Raw genomic sequence first — 12,148 nt, forward strand, 5'->3', positions numbered from 1 at the left:
CGTGGAGGGCGCGCGCGTCCATGCCGTAGCTTGTGCGGCATGAGCATGCCCCCGCCGCCGCAGGGCCCTTACGGTGCACCCCAGGGCCCCTACGGCCCGCCGCAGCCCCAGCCGAATCCGTACGCCCAGCAGCAGCCCTGGGGAGCCCCGCAGGGCGCCGCGCCCCAGCCGTGGGGAGCGCCGCCCGGCGGGCCCGGGTTCCCGCCGGGCCGGCGGACCCGGCCCGGGGTGATCGCGGCGGTCGTCGCCGGGGCGCTTGTGGTGGCGGGCGGCGTCGTCTTCGGCGTCGTGCAGCTGGGCGACAAGGCCGACGACAAGCTGCCGGTGTCCAGTGGGTCCGGCGGGTCCGACGGGTTCCCGGCGGCCGAGTACAGACTCACCGTGCCGAAGACGCTGCTCGAGGGCGACTACACGCTCCATGCGGACACCTCGGCCACGGACGGCAAGGACATCGAGGAGACGTACGACCCGACGATCCGCGACCCCAAGGCCGTGGTCACGCAGTACGCCTCCAAGGACGGCGGGACGCTGATCGTCTCCGGGATGTGGGGGCGCATCAAGAAGCCCGAGTTCTCCCGCGACACGATCCTCAAGGGCGCCGCCGAGGCCGAGGGCATGACCGTGGCGGTGCCCGCGCGGGAGTTCACGCCCGCCGGCTACGGCATCACCGTCGCCTGCGAGGTCGTCCGCTCCGAGGACGGGGGCGTCACCAGCACCCTGCCCATGTGCGCCTGGGGCGACGACAACACCGCCTCCTTCGTCGCCGTCGTCACCGAGGAGACCGCCCTCCAGGACCCCGACGAGGTCGATCTGGCCGAGGCGGCCCGCCAGGCCGCCCAGGTCCGCAAGGAGATGCGGCAGCCCATCGGGGCGGGGGCGGGGACGGCCGGCTGACCGGCCGTTACTGCGAGACCTCGATGATGTTCCCGTCCTTGTCGAGACTGTGCTCGTTCCAGTACGTCCACCACTTGTCGTCCACGTGCTTCGGCACCTTGCCCTCGGGGTAGCGGGCGTACCCCTTGGGCGGTTCCTCGCCGTCCTTCACGCACGCGCTGCCCGTGCTGCCGACGTACAGCACCGGGTACTCGCCGCCGGAGCACACCGCGTCCGCCGTCGAGCAGGCGGACGTGAGCAGCGCGAACACCGCGGCGCCCGCGGCGAGGGCGGCGGTGGTCCGCAGGGAACGGGGGCGGCTGGTCGTACGCATCGTGACTCTCCTTCAGAGGGTGGCTGTCGGAGTCCAGGCTGCCGGTCCGGGCGTCGGGCCGCCCTGAGTACACGTACTCATCCACGAGGTCCGCGTACGTGGGCGAACGGCACACCCGGTCCCCGCAGCGCCCGCTCCACCGCCCTCGCCGCGCCCAGGAGTTCCGCGTCCCGCCCCCGGGCGGCGACGAGCTGGAGCCCCACCGGGCAGCCATCCCCGGTGAACCCGGCCGGAACGCTCGCCGCCGGATGCCCGCTCAGGTTGAACGCCCAGGTCAGCGCGGTCGAAAAGGTGTCACCCGGACCCTCGTGGCCGTGCGGGCGGTTGGGCGTGACCGGGGTCAGGAGCAGCGGCGTCCGGGCGAAGAGGGCGTCCAGGCGGCGGTCGTTCTCCGCGCGCACCTCCGCCTCCGGCGGGCGTATGCCCCCGCCCCGCACCGCCAGCCAAGTCGCCGCCGGGTCCAGCAGATCGCAGCGGTCCCCGCCGAGCCGCACGACCCCGGCCGCCTCCAGGCGCCGCACCGCGCCCCGCACCACGGCCGCCACCTCCGGCTCGGTCTCGGCGAAGCCCAGGTCCGGGCTGTAGGCGGCGGACAACGGCAGCACCGGCGAAACACCCGCGTACCCGTCCAGCACGCAGCGCAGATACGTCTCCGCCTCCGCCGCCGAGGCCGCCAGCACCCCGGCCGACGCGAGCCCCGACCGGTCCGGTGAGGGCAGCAGCCCGTTCGTCGTCTTCAGGCCGAACACCCCGCACCAGGCGGCCGGGATGCGCACCGACCCCGCCCCGTCGCTGCCCGTCGCCAGCGGCACCAGGCCCGCCGCGACCGCCGCCGCCGAGCCCGCCGACGAACCGCCCGGCGTCCGGTCCGGGCGCCAGGGGTTGACCGTGCGGCCGTGCCTGCCGAGCCCCCAGGTCTGCCAGTGCGTCCCCGGACCGGGCACGGAGGCCGAGCCGACCGGGACACCGCCCGCCGCGATCAGCCGCCGGGCCGCGTACGAGCGGAGGCCGGTGGGGCCCTTCACGGCGAAGGGGAGCCCGGCCAGCGGGAGCCGGGACGCGGCGGGGAGCCGGGCGAGCGCGTCCTCGGGCCAGACGTCGAGGAAGGCGCGGAGCCCGGGATCCTCGCGGGCGATCGAGGCCAGCACCTCGCGCAGTTCCCCGTGCGTGTCTCCGGAAGCGGCCATGGGCTCAGTCTTCCAGGGCCGCCTCCATCACGGCGCGGGCGATCGGGGCCGCGCTGCCGCCGCCGCTGATGTCGGCGCGGTCGGCCTCGGCGTCCTCCACGACCACGGCGACCGCCACCGCCGGGCGGGCCGCGCCGTCGGCCTGCGCCCAGGAGATGAACCAGGCGTACGGCAGGTCGGAGTTGTCGACGCCGTGCTGGGCGGTGCCGGTCTTGCCGCCGACCGTCGCCCCGTCGATCGCCGCGTTGGTGCCCGTACCGTCCTGGACCACGTCGACCATCATCTGCCGCAGCTGCGTCGCCGTCATCGGGTTCATCGCCCGGTGGTACGAGGCCGACCCCGTGGTGCGGACCGTGGCCCCGTCGTGCTTGGTCGTCCGCTCCACGAGGTGCGGATACATCAGCTCCCCGCCGTTGGCGACGGCCGCCGCGACCATTGCCATCTGGAGCGGGGTCGCGGTGGTGTCGAACTGGCCGATCGAGGACTGCGCCAGCTGGTCGTCGCTCATCTCCGTGTCGAAGTTGCTCTTCGCCACCCCGGACGGGATCTTCAGCCCGGTGTCGTTGAAGCCGAACCGCTCGGCCGCGTCCACCATTCCGTCGAGCCCGACCTCCACCCCGAGGTGCGCCATCACGGTGTTGCAGGAGACCCGGATCGCGTCGGAGAGGGACGCCTTGTCGCAGCCGCGCGACTCGTTGGGCAGCACGGTCGAAGTGCCCGGCAGGACGTACGGGGACGGGGTGTCGGTCTCCTCGTCCGGATCGGTGACGACCTCCGCGTCCAGCGCGGCCGCCGCCGTCACGATCTTGAACGTGGAGCCGGGCGGATAGGTCTGCCGGATCGCCCGGTTGAGCATGGGCCGGCTCTCCGCGTCGTTCAGCTCCCGCCAGGCGTCCGTGACGGACGCGCCGGTCCCGGACAGCCGCTCGGGGTCGTACGAGGGGGTCGAGACCAGCGCCAGGATGCGCCCGGTCGCCGGTTCGACGGCGGCGACCGCGCCCCGCCGGTTGCCCAGGCCCTCGTACGCGGCGCGCTGCATCCCGTCCCGGACCGTGGTGACGACGTCCCCGCCCGGCTGCTGGGTCCGGCTCACCTCGCCCCACAGGGGGAGCGGGGCGAGCAGCGGGTCGGTGCCGGCGAGGATGCCGTCCTCGGCGTTCTCGATGAGGGTGGTGCCGTACGTCTGCGAGGCGTAGCCGGTGACCGGCGCGTACAGCGGCCCGTAGCGGTAGGTCCGCTCGTAGGCGAGCTGTTCGCCGGTGTTCTTCGAGCCGGTCACGGGCCGCCCGTCGACCAGGATGTTGCCGCGCGCCTGGTCGTAACGGGCGATGGTGTTGCGCCGGTTGGCCGGATTGTCGTCCAGCGAGTCGGCCTCGAAGACCTGGACCCGGGCGGCGTTGGCCAGCAGCGCCACGAGCAGCAGCAGGCAGAACGCGGCGGCGTGCCGGATGTAGCGGATCACCGCTCGTCCTCCTCGCCCGGGGACTGCGACGAGCCCGCCGGGACCGACGCCACCACCCCCGTCTCCACCGGGTCCGGCGCGGGCCTGCGGGCGAGATCGCTGACCCGGATCAGCAGCGCCACGATGATCCAGTTGGTGACGACGGACGAACCGCCCTGTGCCAGGAACGGCATCGCCATCCCGGTCAGCGGGATCAGCCCCATCACCCCGCCCGCGATCACGAAGACCTGGAGCGCCAGGATCGAGGCGAGCCCGATCGAGAGCAGCCGCCCGAAGGCGTCGCGCAGCGCGAGCCCCGCCCGGAAGCCGCGCGCCACCAGCAGCGCGTACAGCAGGAAGAGCGCGGTCAGCCCGGCGTACCCCAGCTCCTCGCCCGCCGTGGCCAGGATGAAGTCGGACTTCGCGGCGAAGCCGATGAGCACGGAGTGGCCGAGCCCCAGCCCCGTACCGAGCATCCCGCCGGCCGCGAAGGCGAACAGCGACTGGGCGAGCTGGCCGGGACCGCGTCCGGCGTCGATCGAGGCGAATGGATCGAGCCAGTCCTGCACCCTGCTGTGCACATGGGGTTCGAACGAGCCCACGACGAACGCGCCGACCGCCGCGAGCAGCAGCCCCACCGCGATCCAGCCGCGCCGCCCGGTCGCCACGTACAGCAGGATCACGAAGAGGCCGAAGAACAGCAGCGAGGTGCCCAGATCGCGTTCCAGGACCAGCACGCCGACGCTGAGCAGCCAGATCGCCACGATCGGGCCGAGCACCCGCCCGGTGGGCAGCTGGAACTTCCAGACCTTGCGGCCGGTGTACGCGAGGGCGTTGCTGTTCGCCGCGAGGTACGCGGCGAAGAACACCGCGAGCAAAATCTTGGCGAACTCGCCGGGCTGGAAGGAGAAGCCGCCGATCCTGATCCAGATCTTCGCCCCGTTCACCGCCGGGAAGAAGATCGGCACGATCATCAGGACCAGCGCGGCCGCCACCGACACGTACGCGTACCGCTGGAGGATCCGGTGGTCGCGCAGGAACACCACGACCGCGATGAAGAACGCGACGCCGATCGTGGACCAGATCAGCTGCGTCGTCGCCGCCCGGTCGCCCGGGGTCTCCAGGTCCAGCCGGTAGATCAGCACCAGGCCGATCCCGTTGAGCAGCACGGCGATGGGCAGCAGCAGCGGATCGGCGTACGGGGCGCGGAGCCGTACCGCGAGATGCGCGAGCAGCGCCAGCAGCCCGAGGCCGGCGCCGTATCCGGCGACATCGGGCGGGACCGCGTCGTCGTGCGCGAGCCCGACCGCGGCGTAGCCGTAGACGGAGATCAGGACGGCCCCGATGAGGAGCGAGAGTTCCACGCCGCGCCGCCGGGGCAGGCGCAGCTCGGGCGGGGGTGCGTCCGCCGTCGATGCGGTCATGCCCCGCAACGTAGCAAGACGCGGGTGTTATGTCGGTTATGTCGCGACGCGTACGGGCAAGCTCACGGCCCTTCGTGACGGTCGTCCCCGTCCGGCCGTACGTACCGGGGCAGCGTCAGCCGGGCCACCGCGCCGCCGTCCGGCGCGTTGCCGAAGGCGAGCGCCGCGCCCATCACCTCGGCCTGGCCGGCCGCGATGGTCAGCCCGAGGCCGTGCCCCTTGCCGCCGCCCTCGGTGCGGAAGCGCTGCGGGCCGCCCGCCGTCAGGTACTCCGGAAAGCCGTCGCCGTGGTCCCGCACGGTCACCACGGGCCCGTCCACGGTGAGCACCACGGGCGGCCTGCCGTGCCGGTGGGCGTTGCTGATCAGATTGCCCAGGACGCGTTCCAGGCGCCGCCGGTCCGTCTCGACGCGCACCGGCTCCCCGGTGACCTCGACCCGGGTGTCCGTCCCCTGCGCCACCCGGGCGGCGAGCGGGGCCAGTTCATGGGCGTCCAGGTCCACGTGTTCGGTCCGGGCGTCGAGGCGCGAGATCTCCAGCAGGTCCTCGGTCAGGGCGCGCAGGGCCCGGGCCCGGTCCTGCACCAGCTCGGAGGGGCGGCCCGGCGGCAGCAGCTCGGCGGCGGCGGACAGACCGGTCAGCGGGGTCCGCAGCTCGTGCGCCACGTCCGCGGTGAACCGCTGCTCCGCCTGGAGCTTGCGCTGGAGCGCCGAGGCCATGGTGTCCAGCGCCCCGGCGACGACGGCGACCTCGTCCTGCCGCCGCGACGGGTCCGCCGTGCGCGGGTCGTCCACCCGGGCGTCCAGGTCGCCCGCCCCGATCCGCCGGGCCACCCGCGCGGTCTGGTGCAGCCGCCGGGTGACCCGGGTGACCGCGAAGGCGCCGATCAGCAGCGTGGCGCCGATCGCCAGCACCGAGGAGCCGATGATCGCCCCGTCCAGGCCGTTGATGGTGCGGGCGCTCTGGCTGTAGTCGGTCCAGGCCGCCAGCGCGTGCCCGCCGTCCGCCGGGGCCGCCGCCCACATCACCGGCCGCCCCCGCAGCCGCCCGGTCATCGTGCCCCGCCGCCCGTCCGCCGCCAGCGCCCGCAACGGACCGGGGAGCCCCGGCGGGTCCACCCCGGAACGCGGCGGCAGCGCCTCGCCCGCCTCGAAGGCGGCCCGCACCTCGGTCAGCCGGGCGAGGGACTTCTCGCGGGCGTGGCCGACGGTCTGCCGGGTGACCGCGGTGTGCACCAGGACGCCGAGGAGCGCGGCGAGCACGCAGCACATCACGGTGATGAACACCGCGGCCTTCCACGTCAGCGTCGCCGTCCAGGCCGGAAGGCGCGGCCGCGCCCGCCGTCGCGGCGCCGCCGCCCGGCGGCTCACCGGCGCTCCGCCGACAGGGAGGCCGTGGGCCGGGGCGTGCGCGGGGCGGAGGGGCGCGGCACCGGAGTCCGCCGCCCGCCGTCCCGGGTGCGCAGGATCTCGTCCTGCGTCGGGAGCATCGCCCGCTGCCGCCCGTCCCAGGACCAGGCCGTGCGGTACTCGTACCCCGTGATCGCCGACGGCGCCCGCATGATGAGGTCGCGCCCGGCCAGCTGGACGCTGAGGACCGCGTCCGAGGTGGACATGATCCGGGTCAGCCCGCCGGATTCCGGCATGTAGACGCGTACGGAGAGCTGACGGCCCGGCATCCGGACCGCGAGGACCATCTCGTCCCGGCCGTCGCCCGTCAGGTCCCGGAAGTACGGGGGCAGCACCGGGCAGGTCCGGGGCGCCGACCGGCAGGCCTCGACCAGCGCCACCGTCCGGGCCGGCAGCTCACCGCCCTCGCCGGCCCGTTCGGGCGGCACCTTCAGGCCCGCCCGCACCACCGCCACCGGGTCGAGCCGGCGCACGTCGCCGCCGGTGACCCGGATGCCGGGGATGCGCGCGGTCTCGCCCTCGCCGTAGTCGTAAGGGGCGGCGGAGGCCGGCGGGAGCGTCGGCCACAGCCGCACCGGGCCGTCCGCGGGCGGGGTCCGCCCGGCGCTCCGCAGCTCCCCGCCGGTGCCGCAGCCGGCCAGCAGCACGACCCCCAGGGTCGCCAGGGCAGGCAGCCGCAGACGCATGACTTCCTCCGTTTCCGGCGGACGGACGGGCGGACGGACCGGGCCCTGCCGACCTTATTCGGATGGAAGTCTCTTATGCGTATTTAGCGCTGACGCGCGGTCAGGGTGGCGCGGGCTACTGCTGGTACGGGTTCTGCCCCTGCCCCGCAGGCCCCGAGGCGCCCGGCGCGTAACCCTGCTGCGGCGCCTGGCCGTACGGATTGCCGCGCTGCGAGGCCATCTGCTGGGCCAGCAGCTGCTCGGCCTGGTCCTTCGGTATCCGCTGCTCGCCACCGCAGAACGTGCACTGCGTGGCGTACGAGGTGGAGACCGGGAACAGCGGCACGAAGAACAGCGTGAACTTCGTGACCCGCTTGCGCAGCGTGTGCGCCGCCGGGTTCCCGCACCAGCCGCAGACCAGCGTCAGGATCGCCAGCTGGTACAGATAACCCCGCGTGCCGAAAATGATCATGTCGGTTCCTTCCCCGTGTTCCCCGGGAGCGCCCGGCGGCAGAGCGCCAGCAGCTTTTCGTCGGTGTACGTGTCGTGGCTGCCGTAGGCGCCTTCCGGCGCGTTGTGACGGCGTACGGAGGTGAGCTCGGCGAGCAGCACCCGTGCCGCGTCCGACCCTGCACCAGCGGGCCTCATCCGCGCCAGGCATTCCGCCACCCGGACCCGGACCCGGTGGTTCTGCTCCCAGGCTGCCAGCAGCACCGGGACGGACTCCTCGGCACGACCGGAAACCTCCCACAGTGCGGTCGCCGCGTCCACCCGCAACCACAGGTTTCCGTCGCGCAGCAGTTCCCGCAGCCGGGGCGCGCCCGCCGCCGCGCGTCCGCCGAGCCGCCCCACCGCGCCCACCGCGGCGTGCCGCGCGTCCAGGTCCCAGGCGGCCAGCCCCGCGAGCAGCGCGGGCAGCACCGCGTCGGCGTCCTCCTCCACCGCCCACAGCGCGCCCGCCGCCTCCGCCGCCTCCACCGTGCCGGTACGCCGCAGCAGGGCCCGCAGCTCCGGTACGGCGCAGCGCGCGGCGGGCCCGAAGGCGGCGAGCGCCCGCAGCGCCGCCGTCCGCAGCAACTCGCTCCCGGGCTCCTGGGCCCCGCGCAGCACCCGCAGCACCTCCGGGGCCGCCTCGCCCGCCCGGAGCGCGGTGAGGGCGCCCAGCAGCGGTCCCGCCCGGTCGTACGCCTGCTCGTCGAGCACCGCCTCGCCCAGCCGCTGCCGCAGCGCCCCGGTCAGCGGCCGGGCCGCCTCGCCGAGCCGGGCGATCCCGGACTCCACCTCGGGCGGCACCAGGGGACGGGCGAGGGCGGCGGTCAGGGCCGGCAGGGCGCGCGGGTCGCCGAGCCGGGCCAGGGCCGTCACCGCGCTGCCCAGCCGGGCCCGCCCGTCCGGCCCGGTCCGCACCCAGGCCCCGGGGTCCGCCGCCACCCGCTCCGCCAGCGCGTCCGCCGCCGGGGCGGCCAGCCCGAACAGGCCCTCCAGCAGCTGCGAGGCGGCTTCGGCGAGCCTCGGCTCGGGCGCGGTCAACTGCTCGCCCAGGAGCCGCACCAGCTCCGCGTACGAGCCCCGCCAGCCGCCGATCAGCCGGGCGCTCATGCGGACGGCGTCGACGCGCTGCCAGGGGGCGGCGCTCCTCAGCTGGTCGGCCAGGAGGGCCGCCCGCTCGGCGACCCGGTCGTCGAGCCCGTCGTGCAGGCTGCGCAGCAGATCGGCGGTCCAGGGCGCGGCCCGCCCCGCCGTCTCCTCGGCGGACAGCGCCCGCACCTGCCCCCGCAGGGTCAGCGGGGCCGCCTCGGCGCCGGGGGCGGGCGGTTCGACGGGGCGCGCCCGGGTGGAGCCGAGGCCGGAGGGCGAGGTGCGCAGGCGGCCCAGCAGGCTCGTCACCAGGGGCACCACATCGCCGGGCAGCGCACCCGGGGCGCAGCGCGCCAGCTGGGCCAGGGCCGCGAGCCGCAGCCCCGGCGGTCCGGCGTCGCCCGCCAGCCGGCCGAGCCAGTCGGCGACCGGACCGGCCAGCGGCCGGTGGCGCAGGGCGAGCCGCCCTGCCGCCTCGATCAGGGCCAGCCGCACCTCCTCGTCCCGCTCCGCCGCCAGCCGCGCCCGCAGCAGGGCCAGCACCCTGCCCGGCTCGTCGTGCAGGGCGGCCAGCGCCAGCGGGGCGCTGAGCCGTACACCGGGGTCGTCGTCGGCCAGCAGCGCGAAGAAGACCCCCGCACCGGCGGAGACGGCCGCCGCGGCCATCGCGTAGTTGGCGGCGCCCTCCGCCTCGTCCTCGTCGAGTTCTTCCTCGTCGTCCTTGCCGAGGTCGATGCCGCCGATGCTGGTCAGTAACTCGACTATGTCGCCCCGGTCCGGCACCCAGGGGTCGGCGACCAGCTCGAAGAGGAAGGGGATGCAGGCCAGCGTGCACGGATAGACGTCGCCCTGGTGGTGCACCGCCCCGTACATCCCGTCCAGCGCCCGTTCGCGCTCCGCCGGATCGGCGGATGCCAGCCCCCGCAGCAGCGCAGGAACGTCGTCCGCCGGTCCATAGGCATGTTCCATCGAGGCCCAGTCGACCTCTTCGATCCCCGCGAACACGCCATCGCCTCCCCGCCGACGTCACACACGCAGTGCCTGCGCAGAGTGTGCACCACGGCTCGGACGATCCGACCACGTCCGGCGCGCTTTTGCCCTGTTCCATGACAAGAGTCGTGTGCGTGCGGTAAGGACGGGGCGGGTGCGTACGGTCAGGCCGGAAGCGGCCGTCCCGCTTCCGGGTCGCACAGCGGGGCCAGCAGATCGCCGTGCCGGCCGAGCCGCGCCGCCATGCCGTCCGCCAGGAACACCAGGTCGCCGGGGGAGCGGCAGCCCTCGATCTCCGCCCAGGTGACCGGCGCCGAGACGGCCGGCTCGGGGCGGGCGCGCAGGGTGTAGGGCGTGGCGGTGGTCTTCGCGGCGGCGTTCTGGCTGAAGTCGACGAAGACCTTGCCCGGCCGCAGCGCCTTCCGCATCCGGTGCACCACCAGGTCCGGGAGTTCCTTCTCCGCGCGGACGGCGAGGCCCTTCGCGTACGCCGACACCGCCGCCGAGTCCGTGGGGACGAGCGGGACCAGCAGATGCAGGCCCTTGGCGCCCGAGGTCTTGCCGTACGCCGTCAGGCCGTCCTCGGCCAGCCGCTCCCGCAGCCACAGCGCGACCCGGCAGCACTCGACCACCGTGGCGGGCGCCCCCGGGTCCAGGTCGAGGACCAGCCGGTCGGCCACCGCCGGGCTCCCGGCCCGCCACTGCGGGGTGTGGAACTCCACCACCAGGTTGGCGGCCCACATCAGCGAGGCCAGATCCTGCACGACCACCTGTTCGGACGGCTCGCTCCCGTGGTGCGGCACCGGGGCCCGGCGTACCCAGGACGGAGTACCGGGCGGCGGGTTCTTGGTGAAGAAGAGCTGGCCCTCCGGCCCGTCCGGATAGCGCAGGAAGGACACCGGCCGGTCCCGCAGATGCGGGAGCAGCACCCCGGACGCCGTGGCCGCGTAGTAGTGCAGCACCTCGCCCTTCGTGGTGCCGGTGGCCGGATACAGCACCTTGTCCAGATTGCTCAGGGACAGCCGTCGCCCCTCCACCTCGGTGATCGGCGTCATACGATAAGAATCACACGCAAAAATGTCTTTTCTTCGCATATACGGATCCAAGGGGTGAATCGGTGAGGTCCATCTGGAACGGCGCCATCTCCTTCGGGCTGGTCAGCATCCCGATCAAGCTGGTCAACGCCACCGAGAACCACTCGATCTCGTTCCGGCAGATCCACGTCGAGGACGGCGGGCGCATCCGCTACCGCAAGGTGTGCGAGCTGGACGGGGAGGAGGTGACGTCCGCCGAGATCGGCAAGGCGTACGAGGACGCCGACGGCACGATGATCCCGATCACCGACGAGGACCTGAGCCAGTTGCCGCTGCCCACCGCGAAGACCATCGAGATCGTGGCCTTCGTCCCGGCCGACGCGATCGACCCGCTCCAGATGGACGCGGCCTACTACCTCTCCGCCAACGGCGTCCCGGCGGCCAAGCCGTACACCCTGCTGCGCGAGGCCCTGAAGCGGAGCCGGAAGGTGGCCCTCGCCAAGTACGCGCTGCGCGGGCGCGAGCGCCTGGGCATGCTCCGGGTCGTGGACGACGTGATCGCCATGCACGGGCTGCTCTGGCCGGACGAGATCCGCGCCCCCGAGGGCGTCGCCCCGGAGTCCGACGTGACGGTGCGCGACGCGGAGCTGGACCTCGCGGACGCCCTGATGGACACCCTCGGCGAGGTCGACATGGACTCGCTGCACGACGACTACCGGGAAGCGGTCGAGGAACTGATCGCGGCGAAGGCGTCGGGCGAGGAGCCGGAGCCGGCCGAGAAGGGCGCGAAGGGGGGCGGCAAGGTCATCGATCTGCTCGCCGCCCTGGAGAGCAGCGTCAAGGCGGCGAAGGAGGCCCGGGGCGAGGAGGGGGAGGAGTCCGTGGCGGACGTCACGCACCTCGCGGACCGCAAGGCGTCCGGCGCCGAGAAGAAGGCATCCGGCTCCGGCGGCGCCGCCAAGAAGTCCGCCTCCTCCCCGAAGTCCACCGGCGGCAAGAAGTCCACATCGAGCGGTTCGGGCAAGCAGGCGGCCAAGAAGACGGCCACCAAGAGCACCGCGAAGAAGGCGGCCGCCAAGAAGACGACGGCGAAGAAGACGGGCTCGAAGAGCACGGCATCCCGCAAACGCGCCTCGGCCTGAGCCTTTCGAGCCTTTGACGACATGGGGCCGGTACGCCGATCTCGGTGTACCGGCCCCACGCCTCGTCCCAG

At 74.1% G+C, this 12,148-nt stretch carries 11 protein-coding genes; 2 read left to right on the plus strand and 9 right to left on the minus strand.

The window, feature by feature from the left end; translation table 11 throughout:
* The first annotated feature begins 39 nt into the window (after positions 1-39).
* Positions 40-894: a hypothetical protein gene (locus ACFZAT_RS04115; RefSeq protein ID WP_391259642.1), complete on the plus strand. Its 855-nt coding sequence runs from the start codon at positions 40-42 to the stop codon at positions 892-894.
* A gap of 7 nt (positions 895-901) precedes the next feature.
* Here the strand turns inward: ACFZAT_RS04115 and ACFZAT_RS04120 are convergent, their stop codons facing one another.
* From ACFZAT_RS04120 to ligD, 9 genes are all read right to left on the minus strand, one after another.
* On the minus strand, positions 902-1,207 hold the full coding sequence (locus ACFZAT_RS04120) for an SCO0607 family lipoprotein (RefSeq protein ID WP_391259645.1): 306 nt from the start codon (positions 1,205-1,207) through the stop codon (positions 902-904).
* Between the two features lie 77 nt (positions 1,208-1,284).
* A complete protein-coding gene (locus ACFZAT_RS04125; RefSeq protein ID WP_391259646.1) occupies positions 1,285-2,394 on the minus strand; it encodes an amidase family protein in 1,110 nt (369 codons plus the stop codon).
* 4 nt (positions 2,395-2,398) lie between these two features.
* Positions 2,399-3,856, minus strand: coding sequence for a penicillin-binding transpeptidase domain-containing protein (locus ACFZAT_RS04130; RefSeq protein ID WP_391259649.1), 1,458 nt, complete (start codon positions 3,854-3,856; stop codon positions 2,399-2,401).
* Positions 3,853-5,259, minus strand: coding sequence for an FtsW/RodA/SpoVE family cell cycle protein (locus ACFZAT_RS04135; RefSeq protein ID WP_391259651.1), 1,407 nt, complete (start codon positions 5,257-5,259; stop codon positions 3,853-3,855). The genes ACFZAT_RS04130 and ACFZAT_RS04135 overlap by 4 nt, the downstream gene beginning before the upstream one ends.
* A gap of 62 nt (positions 5,260-5,321) precedes the next feature.
* The gene (locus tag ACFZAT_RS04140) at positions 5,322-6,629 is read right to left on the minus strand and encodes an ATP-binding protein (RefSeq protein WP_391259653.1); all 1,308 of its coding nucleotides are present in this window, start codon (positions 6,627-6,629) and stop codon (positions 5,322-5,324) included.
* Positions 6,626-7,354 carry a hypothetical protein gene (locus ACFZAT_RS04145; RefSeq protein ID WP_391259655.1) on the minus strand — a complete coding sequence of 243 codons (729 nt, stop codon included), beginning with the start codon at positions 7,352-7,354 and terminating at the stop codon, positions 6,626-6,628. The genes ACFZAT_RS04140 and ACFZAT_RS04145 overlap by 4 nt, the downstream gene beginning before the upstream one ends.
* 115 nt (positions 7,355-7,469) lie before the next feature.
* Positions 7,470-7,805 (minus strand): zinc-ribbon domain-containing protein, encoded by a 336-nt coding sequence (locus ACFZAT_RS04150; protein ID WP_391259658.1) that lies wholly within the window; start codon positions 7,803-7,805, stop codon positions 7,470-7,472.
* Positions 7,802-9,916: a HEAT repeat domain-containing protein gene (locus ACFZAT_RS04155; RefSeq protein WP_391259660.1), complete on the minus strand. Its 2,115-nt coding sequence runs from the start codon at positions 9,914-9,916 to the stop codon at positions 7,802-7,804. The genes ACFZAT_RS04150 and ACFZAT_RS04155 overlap by 4 nt, the downstream gene beginning before the upstream one ends.
* A gap of 149 nt (positions 9,917-10,065) precedes the next feature.
* Positions 10,066-10,956, minus strand: a complete 891-nt coding sequence (ligD, locus tag ACFZAT_RS04160) for a non-homologous end-joining DNA ligase (RefSeq protein WP_391259663.1) — start codon at positions 10,954-10,956, stop codon at positions 10,066-10,068.
* A 62-nt stretch (positions 10,957-11,018) separates the two neighbouring features.
* Between ligD and ACFZAT_RS04165 the strand changes: the two genes are divergently transcribed.
* Positions 11,019-12,077: a Ku protein gene (locus tag ACFZAT_RS04165; protein WP_391259665.1), complete on the plus strand. Its 1,059-nt coding sequence runs from the start codon at positions 11,019-11,021 to the stop codon at positions 12,075-12,077.
* Positions 12,078-12,148: the final 71 nt, after the last annotated feature.

The organism is Streptomyces sp. NPDC008163, assembly GCF_042956885.1.
Lineage (GTDB): Bacteria > Actinomycetota > Actinomycetes > Streptomycetales > Streptomycetaceae > Streptomyces > Streptomyces drozdowiczii_A.